This window comes from Streptomyces avidinii, from assembly GCF_045161815.1.
GTDB classification, from domain to species: Bacteria; Actinomycetota; Actinomycetes; order Streptomycetales; family Streptomycetaceae; genus Streptomyces; species Streptomyces avidinii.
Window position 1 is genome coordinate 8,290,111 of the sequence record NZ_CP108863.1, and the last position, 16,502, is coordinate 8,306,612.

The 16,502-nt window shown below is 69.1% G+C and carries 13 protein-coding genes and 1 pseudogene; 12 read left to right on the forward strand and 2 right to left on the reverse strand.

The genetic code is table 11. The annotated features are described in order from the left end of the window. Positions 1-368 precede the first annotated feature (368 nt). The 8 genes from gap (at position 369) to pflA (ending at position 10,576) form a co-directional block, all read left to right on the forward strand. Complete coding sequence (gene gap / locus OG373_RS37590) at positions 369-1,397, forward strand: type I glyceraldehyde-3-phosphate dehydrogenase (protein WP_405443265.1); 1,029 nt, start codon at positions 369-371, stop codon at positions 1,395-1,397. A 265-nt stretch (positions 1,398-1,662) separates the two neighbouring features. After that, entirely contained in the window at positions 1,663-4,320 is a 2,658-nt protein-coding gene (gene adhE / locus OG373_RS37595; protein ID WP_405443267.1) for a bifunctional acetaldehyde-CoA/alcohol dehydrogenase, read from the forward strand. A 385-nt stretch (positions 4,321-4,705) separates the two neighbouring features. Next, a complete protein-coding gene (locus OG373_RS37600) occupies positions 4,706-5,416 on the forward strand; it encodes a response regulator (protein WP_405443268.1) in 711 nt (236 codons plus the stop codon). A gap of 328 nt (positions 5,417-5,744) precedes the next feature. Beyond that, on the forward strand, positions 5,745-6,002 hold the full coding sequence (locus OG373_RS37605; protein WP_405443274.1) for a universal stress protein: 258 nt from the start codon (positions 5,745-5,747) through the stop codon (positions 6,000-6,002). 134 nt (positions 6,003-6,136) lie between these two features. Continuing rightward, positions 6,137-6,517 carry a universal stress protein gene (locus tag OG373_RS37610; RefSeq protein WP_405443275.1) on the forward strand — a complete coding sequence of 127 codons (381 nt, stop codon included), beginning with the start codon at positions 6,137-6,139 and terminating at the stop codon, positions 6,515-6,517. Between the two features lie 117 nt (positions 6,518-6,634). Then, positions 6,635-7,534, forward strand: a complete 900-nt coding sequence (locus OG373_RS37615) for a PEP/pyruvate-binding domain-containing protein (protein ID WP_405443276.1) — start codon at positions 6,635-6,637, stop codon at positions 7,532-7,534. Between the two features lie 49 nt (positions 7,535-7,583). Continuing rightward, complete coding sequence (gene pflB, locus OG373_RS37620; RefSeq protein WP_405443277.1) at positions 7,584-9,851, forward strand: formate C-acetyltransferase; 2,268 nt, start codon at positions 7,584-7,586, stop codon at positions 9,849-9,851. Beyond that, on the forward strand, positions 9,848-10,576 hold the full coding sequence (gene pflA / locus OG373_RS37625) for a pyruvate formate-lyase-activating protein (protein WP_405443278.1): 729 nt from the start codon (positions 9,848-9,850) through the stop codon (positions 10,574-10,576). Before pflB ends, pflA begins: the two co-directional genes overlap by 4 nt. A gap of 537 nt (positions 10,577-11,113) precedes the next feature. On the opposite strand, the gene OG373_RS37630 is transcribed toward pflA, so the two are convergent. Then, entirely contained in the window at positions 11,114-12,121 is a 1,008-nt protein-coding gene (locus OG373_RS37630; protein WP_405443279.1) for a transposase family protein, read from the reverse strand. Between the two features lie 52 nt (positions 12,122-12,173). On the opposite strand from OG373_RS37630, the gene OG373_RS37635 reads away from it, so the two are divergent. The 4 genes and pseudogenes from OG373_RS37635 to OG373_RS37650 all read left to right on the forward strand — a co-directional run. Further along, entirely contained in the window at positions 12,174-12,656 is a 483-nt protein-coding gene (locus OG373_RS37635) for a GNAT family N-acetyltransferase (protein WP_405443280.1), read from the forward strand. 139 nt (positions 12,657-12,795) lie between these two features. Continuing rightward, complete coding sequence (locus tag OG373_RS37640) at positions 12,796-13,701, forward strand: universal stress protein (protein WP_405443281.1); 906 nt, start codon at positions 12,796-12,798, stop codon at positions 13,699-13,701. Beyond that, a complete protein-coding gene (locus OG373_RS37645) occupies positions 13,698-13,973 on the forward strand; it encodes a hypothetical protein (RefSeq protein ID WP_405443283.1) in 276 nt (91 codons plus the stop codon). Before OG373_RS37640 ends, OG373_RS37645 begins: the two co-directional genes overlap by 4 nt. 1,446 nt (positions 13,974-15,419) lie before the next feature. Further along, a pseudogene (locus tag OG373_RS37650) lies at positions 15,420-15,581 on the forward strand (IS5/IS1182 family transposase); the annotation flags it as partial. A 66-nt stretch (positions 15,582-15,647) separates the two neighbouring features. On the opposite strand, the gene OG373_RS37655 reads toward OG373_RS37650, so the two are convergent. Continuing rightward, complete coding sequence (locus OG373_RS37655) at positions 15,648-16,217, reverse strand: SMI1/KNR4 family protein (protein WP_405443285.1); 570 nt, start codon at positions 16,215-16,217, stop codon at positions 15,648-15,650. Positions 16,218-16,502 lie beyond the last annotated feature (285 nt).

The window sequence follows — 16,502 nt, forward strand, 5'->3', positions numbered from 1 at the left end:
TTCGCCCACCGTCCGCTTTCCGACCACTGTTCTCGTCTCCACTCGTTGCGCAGGTTTCTGGATACAGCCGAAGGCGGCCAACCTCCGACTGCGCCGGCGCTCTGCGCAGAGCGCCGGGGCCGGGAACCCTCGGGTTCGTCTGCTCCCCATGCTTGTCGTTGCTTCCAGCGTGGTGCGGAGGAAGGCCGGGGGACAGAACCGGTCAGGACCCGTCCGCCGGGCCATTCGGCCCGCGACAGGCCGGGCCGGGCCCGCCGTAAAGAGGGCCCACCGGCCCTGGGGTGCACCCCGTTCGCCCCTGCCCCCGGCGCGGCAGGGCCCCCAGGCTGGCACCACTCACATCGGCACCTACGGGAAGGGCGGCGGAGATGACCGTACGCATTGCAATCAACGGTTTCGGACGCATCGGCCGGAACTACCTGCGCTGCGTCATGGAACGCGCGGAGGCGAGCAGCGGCACCCCCATCGAGGTGGTGGCCGTCAACGACCTCACCTCCCCGGCCGCGCTGGCCCATCTGCTCACCTACGACTCCACTTACGGCCGCCTTCGCCGCACCGTTGATCACGACGGCGAATCCATCACTGTGGACGGTCACCGCATCGCGGTCACCTCCCGGCGCGACCCCGCCGACCTCCGGTGGGACGCGCTCGGCGTGGACGTCGTCATCGAAGCCACCGGCCGCTTCCGCACCAAGGAGGAAGCCGGCCGGCACCTGACGGCAGGAGCACGCAAGGTGCTGCTGTCCGTCCCCGGCAAGGGCGTCGACGCCACCATCGTCATGGGCGTCAACGAATCCGCGTACGACCCGCGCGTCGACCACGTGATCTCCAACGCGTCCTGCACCACCAACTGCGTGGCCCCCATGGTGAAGGTCCTCAACGAGCGCTTCGGCATCGTCAAGGGGCTGATGACCACCATCCACGGCTACACCAACGACCAGGTCGTGCTCGACGGCCCGCACAAGGACCTGCGACGCGGCCGCACGGCCGCAGTGAACATCATCCCGACCAGCACCGGCGCCGCCCGCGCCGTCGGCCTGGTGCTCCCCGAACTCGCCGGCACCCTGGACGGCATCGCCGTGCGCGTGCCGGTCGAAGACGGCTCGCTGACCGACCTCAGCCTGGTGCTGGCACAGCAGGTGTCCGCACAGGACGTCAACGACGCTTTTCGGGAAGCCGCCGCGGGACCGCTGAAGGGAGTCCTGAGGGTGAGCGACGCCCCGATCGTCTCGCGCGACATCGTCGGCGACCCTGCCTCGTGCATCGTGGACGCCCCGCTGACGCAGGCCAACGGTGACCTGGTCAAGGTCTTCGGCTGGTACGACAACGAGTGGGGCTACACCAACCGTCTGGTCGACCTGACCCAGTACGTCGCCACGCTGCTCGACGCCCCGTGAGCGGGCGGCGGACGGCAGCCTGAGCAGTAGACGCCGTCGTGGCGCGGAAAGCCGGCCGGTGGTGGCGCAATTCTTTGCGCCACCACCGCGGCCCCGTGGGACGCAGCGGCCGGAGACCAACGGGCCCCGCCGAGGGACCTTCGGGACCTCGGCCGAGGACGCGTCCAGGGCAAGGCTGTAGGTGACAGGACGGAACGGAACGGGTGGCCACCCCGGTGGCCGGCCACGTGTGGCCGCAGCGCCACCCACACCCAGGGAGCTTTCCATGACTCAGGCGACCAGCGACCCCCGAACCACCACCGACGGCGCCCCGTCGGACACGCTCATCGCCGTGAACCTCTTGGTCGCCAACGCCTCCAAGGCGCTCGCCGACTTTGAGTCCTTCACGCAGGAGCAGGTCGACCACATCGTCGCCAAGGCGTCGGTGGCCGCCCTGGATCAGCACACCGCCCTGGCGCGCTCGGCGGTGGAGGAGACCGGGCGGGGTGTCTTCGAGGACAAGGCGGCGAAGAACATGTTCGCCTGCGAGCACGTCACCCACAGCATGTCCCGGGCGAAGACGGTCGGCGTCATCGGCCGCGACGACATCGAGGGCATCATCGAGATCGCCGAACCCGTCGGCGTACTCTGCGCGGTCACGCCCGTCACCAACCCGACGTCCACCACCATCTTCAAGGCGCTGCTGGCGCTGAAGACACGCAACCCTGTCGTATTCGCCTTCCACCCCTCCGCGCAGGTGTGCAGCACCGAGGCCGCGCGCATCGTGCGGGACGCCGCCATCGCCGCCGGAGCGCCCGAGCACTGCGTGCAGTGGATCGAGGCTCCCTCCATCGAGGCCACGAGCCTCCTCATGCGACACCCGGGCGTCGCGTTGATCCTGGCGACCGGCGGCAACGCCATGGTCAAGGCCGCCTACTCGGCCGGCAAGCCCGCCGTCGGCGTCGGCGCAGGCAACGTGCCCGCCTACGTGCACCACAGCGCGGACGTGCGCCGGGCGGTCAACGACCTCGTCCTGTCCAAGTCCTTCGACAACGGCATGATCTGCGCGTCCGAGCAGGCGGTCATCCTGGACACCGACGTGTACGACGAGGCGCTCGCCGAGTTCCGGCGCCTGCACGCGTACATCGCCACGGCCGAGGAGAAGAGGAAGCTGGAGACCTACCTCTTCCCGCCCGACCCGGCCGGCCGACAGGGCCGCGTCAACCCGGCAGCCGTCGGACAGAGTCCCGACCGGATCGCCGAGCAGGCCGGGTTCACCGTACCCGCAGACACATCGCTCATCCTGGCCGAGGCGAGCCACGTCGGGCCCGACGAGCCGCTGACCCGGGAGAAGCTCTGCCCGGTCCTCACCGTGCTGCGGGCCGCGTCCACGGAGGAGGGCTTCGACCTCGCGGCCGACATGGTCGACTTCCACGGGCAAGGACACAGCGCGGTGATACACACCGGTGACCCGGCTCTCGCCGAGCGCTACGGCCGCCGTATGAAGACCGTACGGATCATCGTCAACTCGCCGTCCTCGCAGGGGGCGATCGGCGGCATCTACAACCGTCTGGTTCCGTCCCTGACCCTGGGCTGCGGTTCCTGGGGCAGTACTTCGGTCTCGGACAACGTCTCGGCCGCCCAGCTGCTCAACATCAAGCGCGTCACCACCCGGCAGAACAACATGCAGTGGTTCAAGGTGCCACCGAAGATCTACTTCGAGCCCCAGGCCATCCGCTACCTCGCCGCGATGCCCGAGGTCCACCGCGTCACCGTGGTCACCGACGCGACCATGACCCGGCTCGGCTACGTGGAGCGCGTCAGCCGTGTCCTGCAACAGCGGCAGCAGCCCGTGACCATCCAGGTCATCGACGACGTCGAGCCGGAGCCGAGCATCGACTCCGTACAGCGCGGCGCCGCCCTCATGCGCGACTTCCGGCCGGACACCATCATCGCCCTGGGCGGCGGATCCCCCATGGACGCGGCGAAGGTGATGTGGCTGCTGTACGAACAGCCGGATGTCGACTTCGCCGACATGCGGCAGAAGTTCTCCGACATCCGTAAGCGAGCCTTCCGCTTCCCCGTGCTCGGCAAGCAGGCTCGCCTCGTTTGCGTCCCCACCACTTCGGGAACCGGCGCCGAGGTCACCCCCTTCGCCGTGATCTCGGACCCGGCGACCGGCAAGAAGTACCCGCTGGCCGACTATGCCCTGACCCCCAGCGTCGCGATCATCGATCCCGTCCTGACCAACGACCTGCCGGCGTCGCTCGCCGCGGACAGCGGCTTCGACGCCCTCACCCATGCCACCGAGGCGTACGTCTCCGTCTACGCCAACGACTTCACTGACGGTCTGGCGCTGCACGCCATCAGGCTGATCTTCGACCACATCGAGGCGGCGGTCACCGGCCAGGCGGCACGGCGGAGCCTGGCACGGGAGAAGATGCACAACGCGGGCACCATCGCCGGCATGGCCTTCGGCAACGCCTTCCTCGGCATCGTCCACGCCATGTCCCACACTCTGGGCGCCACCTTCCACATCGCCCACGGGCGGACCAACGCAATTCTCCTGCCGCACGTGATCCGCTACAACGGCACCGTTCCCGGCAAGCTGACGGGATGGCCCAAATACGAGAGGTACCGCGCGCCCGAGCGGTTCCAGGACATCGCCCGTGCCCTCGGGCTCCCGGCATCCACCCCCGCCGAGGGCGTGGCCTCGTACGCCGCCGCGGTGGAACGCCTGCGGGACGCCGTGGGCATCGAACCGTCCTTCCGCGCCCTGGGCCTTGACGAGGCCGCCTTCATCGGCGCGCTGCCGCAGCAGGCACTGAACGCCTATGAGGACCAGTGCGCCCCGGCCAACCCGCGCATGCCGATGCTGGACGACATGGAGGACATCATGCGCACGGCCTACTACGCCGGGCCCCGGCCGCTTCCCTCCTTCTGACCGTGTGTAGGGCGACGGGGCCTCTCTGCTTCCGGGCACGGCCCGGGCGGGCTGATCGCGTCGACTGCGCCGGCGCATGGCAGTCCATCAGAGGGCGCGCAGGCAGCCGGTCCGGCCGGTTCCTCCACATCGGGCCGACGGTCCCTCGCCGCCGGAGCCTCGTGCGCCGGCCCGGATCCTAGCTGTCGTCAGTGCCGGCCGAGGAGCCCCCCGTCCGCAGACGTGCAGGGCCGCCGTGACCATGTGGGACTCGGTGGTCCAGGGCGACCATTTGGGGTGCGGCCGCGTATGAGGGCCATCCGGCCCTGGCTGAAGGTCCCGCTCGCACGGCACGATGCAGGGGATCCGCCGGCGGGCGGAAGATTCGGCGAACTCGGAGTGTGCGATGACTGACAGCAGCGGCGGCCTCACCGGGAAGGAACCGGTCAGGGTCTTCCTCCTCGACGATCACGAGGTCGTGCGCCGCGGTGTGCACGATCTGCTGGACGCCGAGCCTGACCTGACCGTGGTCGGGGAGGCGGGTACGGCCGAGCAGGCGCTCGTCCGCGTGCCCGCGCTGCGCCCGCAGGTCGCCGTCCTGGATGTACGGCTGCCGGACGGGGACGGCGTGAGCGTCTGCCGGGAGCTGCGCTCCCGAATGCCCGACCTCGCCTGCCTGATGCTGACGTCATTCGACGACGAGGAGGCGCTGCTTGACGCGATCATGGCCGGCGCCTCCGGCTACGTGCTCAAGCAGATCACCGGTACCGACCTGGTGAACGCCGTGCGGACGGTCGCCTCCGGGCAGTCCATGCTGGACCCCGGCGCCACGGCCCGGGTGATGGCCCGGCTGCGCGGCGGACCTCCCCAGGAGGAGCCTCTGCAGGGTCTGCCCGGCCTGACGGAGCGCGAGCGTGAGATCCTCGCCCTGGTCGGGGAAGGGCTGACCAATCGTGAGATCGGTCAGCGGCTCTACCTGGCGGAGAAGACGGTCAAGAACAACATCTCCCGTCTGCTGGCCAAACTGGGCGTCGAACGGCGAGTGCAGGCCGCCGTGATCGCCACCCAGGCTCTGGCCGCCCAGGGAGATCAGAGCGGGCGGCTCGGCAGGGTGTGACGGCTGTTCGAGGACCTGAGCGCAGGTTCACGCGCCCGCGGAACGGCTGAGCGACCCTGCCCGGCGTCCTTCCCGGACGCGGGGCCGGGCGTGGTGCAGCACTGCACGTCGCCCGGTCGGCATCGACGAGACGCGCACCGCTGGCAGAGGGCCACCCGGCCCTGCGTCCCCGCCGTTCGGCCGCGATGCCTGTCCGCCGCCCGGCGGTGTGCGGTCCTGTGGGGCCTACAGGACCCGCAACAGGGACCTGTGGCCCCTCTGCGGGCGTGTCGTGGGCAGGTCACTGTGGAGATGCAGGGCCCTTCCCCGCTCTCCCGAGGAGCCGTTCATGTCCCGCACCGTCACCGTCGGATTCGACGGATCCCGTGAAAGTCTCGCCGCCGTGGACTGGGCTGCCGGGGAGGCAGTGCGCCGCGCGGTGCCGCTGCGGCTTCTCCAGGTCTGGAGCAAGGGCGACGGCCCGCGTACGCGCCTGGTGGTCCCGGCGACCGCTGAGGGGTGGGGTGAGCGGGCGCTCGGTACGGCGGAGGCGACTGCGCCGACGCCGCCCGGGTCTGCGGACCGAGACGCAATGGGTCTGCGGTGACCCGGTGCCGGAGTTGTGCGCCGCCGCGGACGAGGCGGAGCTGCTGGTGCTTGGCTCCCGTGGCCCGGCCAGGCCGGCCGGCTACCTCGCCGGGTCCGTGTCGCTGGCCGCGCTCGCCCGCACCCGGCGACGAGGTGCTTGCCTTCGGCTTCGCGGCGGCCGACCGGTACGGCTGCGGTCTGCGGGTACTGCACACCTGGGCCGTTCCGGCGGTCCACGCAGCCGACATGGGCGGCGCCATGCAACTGATCCGGGCGGAGGCCGCGCCGGACGCGCGCCGGACGCTCGACGAGGCGCTGGCCCCGTGGACGGAGAAGTACCCCGGTGTGTCCGTCGTCCGTGAATGCCACCACGGCCGGCCGGTGCAGGCCCTCGCGGAAGCCTCGCGGGGGGCCCGGTCGGCCGTGGTGGGTCGCCGGAACCGGCGTGCGCGGATCGGCACGCACGTCGGCGCCGTGACCCACGCCGTCATCCACCACTCCCTGGCTCCCGTGACGGTCGTGCCGCACGACTGACTGACCGAACCGGCCGCTACCGTGCCGCATGCCGCATGCCGCATGCCGCATGCCGCATGCCGCATGCCGCCCCGCTTCCGGGGCCCCGACACCCACCGAAGAGACAGGCGAGCAGCCATGACCACCTATGTGTACGACTTCTCCGAGGGCGGCCGGGACATGGCCGATCTCCTGGGAGGCAAGGGAGCGAACCTCGCGGAGATGGCGCGCATGCGTCTGCCCGTGCCGCCCGGCTTCACCGTCACCACCGAAGCCTGCCGGATCTTCCTCGCCACAGGGCAGCCTCCGGACGGCCTCGACCGGCAGATCGGCGAGCATCTCGCGGCCCTGGAACGAGCGGCCGGGAAGCGGCTCGGTCAGGTGGACGACCCGCTCCTGCTCTCCGTCCGCTCGGGGGCGAGGTTCTCGATGCCGGGCATGATGGAGACCATCCTCGACGTAGGGCTGAACGATCTCTCGGTCCTGGGCCTGGCCAAGACCCCCGAGCGCGAACGCTTCGCCTGGGACTCCTACCGGCGCCTTGTGCAGATGTTCGGCAGTACGGTCATGGGCGTCGACAGCGCCCACTTCGAGGCGGCGCTTGCCACGGTCCGGGCGAACGCCGACACCCCCGAGGACGCGGCCCGCGCCCGCCGCTTCGGTGCCCAGGGGATCGGCCTGTGCCGCACCGAGCACATGTTCCTCGGCGACCGGCGCCCCCTCGTCGAGGCGATGATCCTTGCGCACGGCGACACCGAACGAGAGGCGGCACTCGCGGCGTTGCTGCCGCTCCAGAGGCAGGACTTCACCGGCATCCTCGAAGCGATGGACGGACTGCCGGTCACCGTCCGGTCATGGACCCGATACCCGCCGCGGCTGCCGGGTTGGGCCCGTGTCGCTCTGGGGGAGGGCCCATGGTCCCTCGTATCGCCGGGACCACAGGCCCTCTCCGCCCGGCTCACCGGGGCCGGTCGGCGGGCTCCGCCTGCCTCTTCGACCCTGGCCGGCGACACAGCCGACGCGGACCATCAGCAGTGAGACCCGGCGATCGCCCACTTCGCCTCCTTCCGGCCCAGGAGATGACGACATGACTGTGACCGTCCAGCACCCTGCCGACACCAGCCCCCTCGTCACCCCGTGGCGGGGTTTCGCGGGTGATGAGTGGCAGCGACACATCGACGTCCGTTCCTTCATCCAGGCCAACTACACGCCCTACGAGGGCGATGCCGCATTCCTCGCCGATCCCACTGAGCGCACCCGCACCGTGTGGAAGACCGTCACCGCACTTTTCCCGGAGGAGCGCCGCAAGGGCGTGCTCGACGTGGACACCACCACGCCGTCCACCATCACCTCCCACGCGCCCGGCTACATCGATCGCGACCAGGAGCTGATCGTCGGGTTGCAAACCGATGCTCCGCTGAAGCGTGCGATCATGCCCAACGGCGGGCTGCGGATGGTGGACAACGCGCTGCGCGCGTACGGCTTCGAACCTGATCCGCTCGTCACCGAGATCTTCGGCACGTACCGCAAGACCCACAACGACGGTGTCTTCGATGCTTACACCCCCGAGATGCTGTGCGCCCGCAAGGCCGGCATCGTCACCGGTCTGCCAGACGCCTATGGGCGAGGCCGCATCATCGGCGACTACCGCCGCGTCGCGCTGTACGGAACCGCCCGGCTGATCGACGCCAAGCGCGCCGAGCGGGCCCGGCTGGACGAGACCCCGTCCACGGCCGACGTGATTCGCGACCGCGAGGAACTGGCCGAGCAGATCAGGGCACTGGGCGAACTGGAACGCATGGCTGCCTCTTACGGCTGTGACGTGTCCCGGCCCGCAGCCACGGCGCACGAGGCCATCCAATGGCTCTACTTCGGCTTCCTCGCCGCCGTGAAGGAGCAGAACGGCGCGGCGATGTCCCTGGGCCGCACCTCCACCTTCCTGGATGTCTACCTCCAGCGCGACCTCGACGAGGGGAACATCGACGAGAGCCGTGCCCAGGAACTCATCGACGACTTCGTGATCAAGCTGCGCATCGTGCGGTTCCTGCGTACACCTGAGTACGACGCGCTGTTCTCCGGGGACCCCACCTGGGTCACCGAGTCCATCGGTGGCATGGGAGAGGACGGCCGCCCCCTGGTCACCCGCACCTCCTTCCGCCTTCTCCAGACCCTGTACAACCTCGGCCCCGCCCCGGAGCCCAACCTGACCGTGCTGTGGTCCCCACGACTGCCCGAGGGCTTCAAGCAGTTCTGCGCCCAGACATCCATCGACACCAGCTCCATTCAGTACGAGTCCGACGACCTCCTTCGTCCCCGCACCGGCGACGACACCGCGATCGCCTGCTGCGTCTCCGCGATGGCGGTAGGCAAACAGATGCAATTCTTCGGTGCCCGTGTGAACCTGGCCAAGGCGCTGCTGTACGCCATCAACGGCGGCCGCGACGAGATGAACGGCGAGCAGGTAGCCCCGGCGACGGCCCCGCTGACCGGCGAGCAGCTCGACTACGCCGATGTGACCAACGCGTACGACGGCATGCTGGACTGGCTCGCCGCGACCTACGTCAACGCGCTCAACGTGATCCACTACATGCACGACAAGTACGCCTACGAGCGCATCGAGATGGCCCTGCACGACCACCCGGTGCACCGGACGATGGCGTGTGGCATCGCCGGTCTCTCCGTGGCGGCCGACAGCCTCTCGGCCATCAAGCACGCCCGTGTCAGGGTCATTCGGGATGCCACCGGGCTCGCCGTCGACTACCAAGTCGAAGGCGACTACCCGGCCTACGGCAACGACGACGATCGCGCCGACCGCATCGCGGTCGACCTGGTCCGCTCCTTCATGACCAAGGTCCGCCGCCACCCGGCCTACCGGGGTGCCGAGCACACACAGTCGGTGCTCACCATCACCTCCAACGTCGTCTACGGCAAGCACACCGGCAACACCCCCGACGGCCGCCGTGCGGGTACGCCGTTCGCGCCTGGCGCCAACCCGATGAACGGACGTGACCGACACGGGATGGCGGCATCGGCGCTGTCGGTCGCGAAGATCCCGTACGACCAGGCCCGCGACGGCATCTCCCTGACGTCCACCATCACCCCGGAGGGCCTGGGGCACGAGCCGGCCGAACGTGCGGGGCACCTCGTCGGAATCCTCGACGCCTACACCGCCGCAGGCGGTTTCCACATGAACGTCAACGTCCTCAACCGCGCCACGCTCGAGGACGCCATGGAACACCCGGACAACTACCCGGACCTCACCATCCGCGTCTCCGGCTACGCCGTCAACTTCGTCCGCCTCACGCGCGAGCAGCAACTCGACGTCATCAACCGCACGTTCCACGGTGCGCGATGACGACGGGCCGCATCCACTCCTGGGACCTGTCCACCGGGGTCGACGGGCCCGGCACCCGGTTCGTTCTCTTCCTCAGCGGCTGTCAGCTGCGCTGCCTGTACTGCGCCAACCCCGACACCTGGCACATGCGCGACGGGCAGCCGGTCACCGTGGACGAAGTGGTCGGTCGCATCGAGCGTTACCGGGAGTTCACCGACCTGGCCGGTGGAGGAGTGACGCTGACCGGAGGCGAGCCTCTGCTCCAGTCCGCCTTCACCGCCGAGGTGCTCCGACGCTGCAAGGAGCTCGGCCTGCACACCGCACTGGACACCTCCGGCGCCCTCGGCGCTCGCGCCGACGACGCGCTCCTGGCCGATACGGACCTGGTCCTGCTCGACATCAAGTCCTTCCACGCCGACGTCTACCGGCGCCTGACCGGCGGCCACCTCACGCCCACCCTCAGGTTCGCCACCCGGCTGAACCGTCTCGGCGTCCGCACCTGGATCCGCTACGTCCTGGTCCCCGGTTGGACCGACGATCCATCTGCCATCGATGGGCTGGGCCGCCTCCTCGCGGAACTGGACAACGTCGACCGTGTCGACATCCTGCCTTTCCACAAACTCGGTGCCCACAAGTACGACTCGCTCGGCATACCCTTCCCGCTGCGAGACAATCCGGTTCCGGACGCCGCACTGGTCGAGCGAGTTCGCGACCAGTTCCGGGCACACGGCCTGCAGGCACGGTGAACCAGCCGGACGTACATCCTTGCCGGTGGGCCACTGCGGCCGAGACGAAGATCCATCACTCTGGACGTCAGTGTGGGTGCCCAGGTCCTACAGCCGTGCAGCTCTCCCGCCCCCGTCTCCCCAACGATCTGGACCGCACCCTCACGAAAAGCGCGTCACACGAGACGAACTGCCGCTGGGCCGTGGGGCGGTCTTCCCGCCCGGGTTCGCCGGCGCCCCGGCGAGGGCAGCAAGCGCTTTCGAGGCGTCCGGGTGGCTCGCACATCCGGCGGGATACAGGGGTACGTCCCGGATTGCCTCCAGTACACGGGCCACCTCCTGGCTTCGCCGGCGGTGAGCTCGCCGTCGAAGTGCCCGATGCATCGGGCGATAACCGGCGCGGTGCTGGCGGGGCAGCGCGGGCCGACTCGCGGATGGCCACGAGGAAGAACAACGGGACGTTGCGGGGAACGTGCGGGACCGGTCGGGTTCCGCTTGCGACCTTGGGGAAAATTGAGGTTGGGTCGTGTTGGTCTGGCGGTTTGGCTGGTGGGTGATTCAGCAGGCGGTCGCGCAAACGGGCACGAGTTCGGTGCTCGTGAGGTGACGGGTCGTGTGTCGGGCCGCGCGGTCGGAGACCAGGCCGGCGATGGCAAGGTGGGTCTGCTCGTAGTCCTCGCGGCGTCCGGTGTAGCGCTGAAGCGGATGCCACTGCTTGAACTCGGCGTTGGTGTGTTCGACCACGATGCGGGCCGATGACTGCCGCCTGCGGGTCTCGCGCCAGGCACGCTTGTCGCCGTCGGGAGCGTCCTGGGCCGGCTTCTTCGGCGGGGCGCTGACCTGGGACGGGAACTCTTTGGCCAGACCCTGGTAGCCGGAGTCGACCTCGGCGTGCACATCGGGGTGGAGGCGGAACTGTTCGGCGATGCCCTCGGTACGCACAGTGGTCTGGTCGTGCATGCGGCCCGGGCGGACGACACCGGAGAACAGGGGACGGCCCTGGTGGTCGCTGAATGTGGTGGTCTTGATCGTGTTCTGCTTCTTCTTGCCCGAGACGAAGGCTTTGCGTCCGGGGCGGCCCGCGCGTGGGCGTCGGACCTGGACTTCCGTGCCGTCGAGCCGGATGCCGACGCCTTCGGCATCTGCGTAGGCGAACAGGTCGTCCAGGGTGCGGATGCGCAGACCGGGGCGGTCCGGGACGGCGAAGCCCCGCGCGGCGAGCAAGGGCCTGACCTCGCGGATCGCGGCCGAGACGGTGGAGCGGTCCACCCCGTACAACTCGGCCAAGGCGGCATGTGGCAGCCCGAGCCGCAGGTGGGCCAGGGTGGCCGCGAGCCGGTCGGTGAACACCAGGCGCGGCTTGCGTCCGGCACCCTCGGCCCGCTTGCGGGGCCCGCCCCTCATCACCTGCAGGGCCGACGCGCGGGCCGCTGCCCAGGGCTGGGCGAGTTCTTCGAGCAACTCCCCGAAATGTGCGTGGGAGACCCCTGACAGGGCAGGATGGGTACAGGCCGTACGGGCCCAGGTCAGCTTCACTGCTCGCCCAACCCGTGGGGCCCTTCCCATGTCACGGCCGACTCACTCCTGTCCTTCCCCCAGGGTCGTTAGGGTCGGACCCATGGCTTCCATAGATGTCTCCCTGCGTCCCGTGCACCCCAGCGATCTGCCCGTGTTCTTTCGGCACATGAACGATCCCGAGTCGAATCAGATGGCGGCCTTCACCACCGAGGACCCGACGGACCGAGCCCACTTCGACGCGCATTGGAAGCGCATCCTCGCCTCGCCCGACGTCGTCACTCGCACCGTGCTCGCGGACGGCGATGTGGTCGGGCACGCGGCCGTGTACGGCGATCCGGGCGAGCGGGAGGTCACGTATTTCATCGATCGCTACTACTGGGGGCGGGGCATCGCGACCGCGGCGCTGCGGGAACTGCTCGCCGAGGTCCCTGAACGCCCGCTGCTGGCCCGGGCGGCGACGGACAACAGCGGATCGGTGCGGGTCCTGGAGAAGTGCGGCTTCAAGGTCGTCGGCGAGGACCGGGGCTTCGCGAACGCGCGGGGAGCGGAGATCGACGAGCTGGTGCTGCAGTTGGACGGCTAATTCTCCCCACCCCGTTGGAGGCGGGCAGAACCCTGGGCGGGGACCTTCGGCCCCGATGAGGTACCCAGGGACCCTCTTCTGTCCGGCGCCGGGGTGTCAGCGTGGAGTTGCCCCCAATAGCGGTCGGCCAGGAGGAGCTATGGAAAGCAACAGCAGAAGTCTGGACCTCGGATCGGTCATCGTCGGCGTCGATGGGTCCGAGCCTGCCCGGTGGGCGGCGCTCTGGGCTTCGGACGCGGCTGCTCGGCGCCGCCGCCCCCTGCACATCGTGTACGGGTCCGATGTCGACGGCCGGGTCCTCGAGCTTTCGGACGACGACATGGAGAGGGTCCGTGTCGCAGGGCGTGAACTGCTGGACGTTACGGCCGAGGCCGTACAGGCCCGGCATCCCGCGCTCTCGGTCACGACGGAGTTCAGCCGTAGCGGGCCTGCGATGAGCCTGCGCCGGGCCGCGAGCGGCCGCGGCACCCTCGTCGTCGGCAACCGGGGACCGGGCGGATTCAGCTCCTTGACCCTGGGCTCGGTCGGCCTCAAGGTCGCGGCGGACGCTCGTACGCCCGTGATCGTCGTGCGGGGGAGCGAGTACGAGGCCGTGCACGGTGTCGTGCTGGCCGCCGTGCGCGACGAGCACGATCTCGATTGTGTCCGTCACGCCGCGCGCGAAGCCGAGCTGCGCAAGGCCTCGCTGCGGCTGCTGTACGTACAGGGCGTCCTGCAGTCCGTCGGCTCTGCGGCCGGAGCAGTCGATGGCCAGAACAAGGCCGCCGGCCACCACGGGCAGAGCTTGAGGGCCGTAGCCGAACAGATCCGGGCCGAGTACCCCTCGCTGACGGTCCAGGCGGACGCGGAGAGGAGTCTGTCCGTCGCCGGGGTACTGGTGGAGGCCTCCCGCCACGCCGATCTGCTGGTCATGGGTGGGCGCCGTTCGCCCGGCTACCTCGGGCGCACCCTGGGGCGCGTGACGCACAGCCTGCTGCACCATGCGCACTGCCCCGTCGAACTGATCCCGCGGCACGCCGAAGAGCAGAGGAGCCAGGCGTCATGACGATCACCGAAATGGCCACCACCGAAGCCGGCGAGATCCTGGTCCGTATCGACCCGGCGGAAAACTGGTACGCGAGCTTGGCCCGGGCAGCAGCCGAGGCCGAGCAGCGCGGACTGGGCCTTCGCCTCGTCCTCACCACAGCCCATCCACAAGATCTGCCCCGTGCCGACGAGAGCCGGAATGCCGCCACCGGCCAGTGCCCCTCAGAGGCGGAACGGTGGGGTGAGGAAGACGTCCGCCGTGAAGAACGAGACACAGGCGGAACGCAGTAGCGCCAGGCATACGCCGAGCCCGGCCGGTGGTAATCACCCGGCCGGGTTCGGCGCGCATGGGTTGCTCCCCGGGACTGTGTGGTCAGCCGCGCCCAATGTTCCAGCAGGCCGTCGAGAGACGTCAGGGTGGGGCGCGGGATCGAAGACGTCTGCGGTGGTGGCTGGTCCGTCCGGTGCCCTCCCGGCCACACCTGCCGGGGGCACGGCGGCCGATGCCGAGTCCTTGGCCGCATCGTGTTTTTCGTGGGCCGCCTTCCGCAGTTGTTTGCCCAGGTACGGGGTTGGCCCCTGCACCAGCTGTTCGGCGGGCTCAGGCTCGAGTCCCTTCAATACGTCGGTCGACATCGGGGCGTCAGCCGAGAGCAGGTGAGGGCAGACCAGGTCGCGGACCCGCACGGCGTCGGCTTCGAGGGCGGGGTCGACATCGCGGAGCCGCCATGATGCCGACGAGGCTGGGGCACGGAAATTGTCGTGCTGAAGGACGGTAATGCGTAGCTTCCTGGCCGCCGGTCTTTGGCCGGCGACCGGGCGCCAGGCGCCGGGGAGGATCTCGGTGCGGAGCAAGCCGGAGGTTCTGGCCAGCACAGGGCAAGGGTTTCCACCGCCGCATCTGCGCCGACACTCGCGTCGGCGCCGGCGTCCGCGTACAAGAACAGCGCTGATGTCGCGACGTTGGCTGCTGCGACTCCGAACTCTGGGCGGTCATTTCGGCCAGTTCGCAGGCTGGGCCGAACACGCTGCCCGTGTTTTGCAGGTAGAGCAGGTCGCGGCCCGGAGCGCGGACGGAGCGGGCTCGCTGGAGGTAGTCCAGGAGCCGCCGACCATGTTCGGCCCGCACCAGACCGGGCGGATCCGTTGCCATCCCGTTCTCCTCGTCGGTGGCCCGACACCGGTACCAGCCGACGGCCCGGTGCCGCTGACCGTAGTGGTGTCGGCGAGCAGCCGGTCGACTTGTGCTTCCTTCCTGGCGTACTTCTTCGCGATCTCCCGGACGGTCGCGGTGACGTGTGGCCCCAGGTCGGCGTCCGGGTCGTCAAGCAGAGCGCGTACGCAGTCGGGCAGCGCGTGATCAAGAAGGAGGTCGCGGGCGAAGAGAGGGAACTCCACGCGTAGACAGGTAAGGCGGGCTGTCTCATCAACCCTTTCCTGCAGGTTGCAGTCGAGCAGGCCGGGCGTCCGGCGCTCCTGCACGAGCCGGTAGCTGAGAACGAATGTATTGAGGAGTGCCTTGACTCGTCGAGGGCTGGTGACGTGGGAAGGTGGCTCACTCGCAGACTCATCAGCGGTGGCACGCTGACCTGATATTGGAACACCTTGTCCAGGTAACCACTGCCGCTGCTGTAGTAAGGGTTGCCTGTGTCGGCTGGGGTGGCTTGCGAGGACGCCTCGGTGAGCGCCTGCTCCAGAACCTGCTGGTCTGCCGCTACGACGAAGACGCACCGGTCGACACCGCAGACGATCAACCGAGCCCTGTCAGCGGCGCGAGCACCGGTCGAACGAAGCGTCGCGCGACTCAAGTCCTGGCGCATCTTCCGCAAAGCCCGCTGCAGCCCCAACCGCATGACCGCCATCGCCGCAGCCGTCCTCACCCTGGAACGTCAACGCTGACGAGGCTCATTGCCGTTCCAGGGTGAGGACGGCTTGGCAATGGCCTTCATCCAGCTGAGAACCGTCTCACGACCAGACAAGTCGACCTTCGGTGAACCGACAGACCGGGAAGCTTCCACCGGCGATTTTCGTCAGCGTCTCCGCCACGGAGTCGAAATACTGGGCCATCGACTCGTACTCGCCCGTGACCGTGATCTCACCCACGAACCAGCTGCCGACGCGCCCGTCCCGCACATCGATGAACTTTCCCCTCCAGCCGTCCTGGTCCGACAGGAACGGGATCCACTCGTTACGCCAGAACGGGTAGTCCGGCTGGTCCGGAGGGTCGAATCCGCAGGACGTGGAACGGTTCGCGTAAAGCCTCTCCATCGCCCGGATACCCAGAAAGAAGCTTCCCTCGTCGGGGAACCCATCGAAGCCGCAGCACATCACGTCGTCGTCGAAATCTTCCTCCGGCAGGTCCAGATTGTTCCGCAACAGCCACGTCCGCAGGTCCCCATGCAGGGAGATCCCCATCCGCTCTTCGGCTGCCGCGAGCATCTGCTCCGTAGCGGGCCCCGGCAGATCCGCGTGATCGGCCGGCGCGTGCTCCCGAAGAAGACTCATCACACGCGACCAACTCTCAGCCACACTCATCGCCCTCTGCCCTCTGTCCTCTCTACAGGGATGTCTCCGTCCGACTACGCCACTGCGGAGGTTGAGAAGTACCGGCCGGAGAACCTTGCAGGGATGGTACTTCGAGCGTGTGTTCCATTCCTCCCCACGTTCGTCTTCCGCCCCGAAGCGCAGGGGCGGCCCCTCAGCGAAGTGCCCGCCCGCGACTTTTCACAGACAAGCCACTGTGCCCGGCGGGCCCAGCCGAAGAGTTTCCAGGACTCAAGCGAGGGCCACGGCGTCACCCTGGGGGGTGGCGAAGCTGAA

Coding starts and splice junctions, on each gene's coding strand:
- gap (WP_405443265.1), top strand. CDS start 369: ATGACCGTACGCATTGCAATCAACGGTTTCGGACGCATCGGCCGGAAC.
- adhE (WP_405443267.1), top strand. CDS start 1,663: ATGACTCAGGCGACCAGCGACCCCCGAACCACCACCGACGGCGCCCCG.
- OG373_RS37600 (WP_405443268.1), top strand. CDS start 4,706: ATGACTGACAGCAGCGGCGGCCTCACCGGGAAGGAACCGGTCAGGGTC.
- OG373_RS37605 (WP_405443274.1), top strand. CDS start 5,745: ATGTCCCGCACCGTCACCGTCGGATTCGACGGATCCCGTGAAAGTCTC.
- OG373_RS37615 (WP_405443276.1), top strand. CDS start 6,635: ATGACCACCTATGTGTACGACTTCTCCGAGGGCGGCCGGGACATGGCC.
- pflB (WP_405443277.1), top strand. CDS start 7,584: ATGACTGTGACCGTCCAGCACCCTGCCGACACCAGCCCCCTCGTCACC.
- pflA (WP_405443278.1), top strand. CDS start 9,848: ATGACGACGGGCCGCATCCACTCCTGGGACCTGTCCACCGGGGTCGAC.
- OG373_RS37630 (WP_405443279.1), bottom strand. CDS start 12,121: ATGGGAAGGGCCCCACGGGTTGGGCGAGCAGTGAAGCTGACCTGGGCC.
- OG373_RS37635 (WP_405443280.1), top strand. CDS start 12,174: ATGGCTTCCATAGATGTCTCCCTGCGTCCCGTGCACCCCAGCGATCTG.
- OG373_RS37640 (WP_405443281.1), top strand. CDS start 12,796: ATGGAAAGCAACAGCAGAAGTCTGGACCTCGGATCGGTCATCGTCGGC.
- OG373_RS37645 (WP_405443283.1), top strand. CDS start 13,698: ATGACGATCACCGAAATGGCCACCACCGAAGCCGGCGAGATCCTGGTC.
- OG373_RS37655 (WP_405443285.1), bottom strand. CDS start 16,217: ATGAGTGTGGCTGAGAGTTGGTCGCGTGTGATGAGTCTTCTTCGGGAG.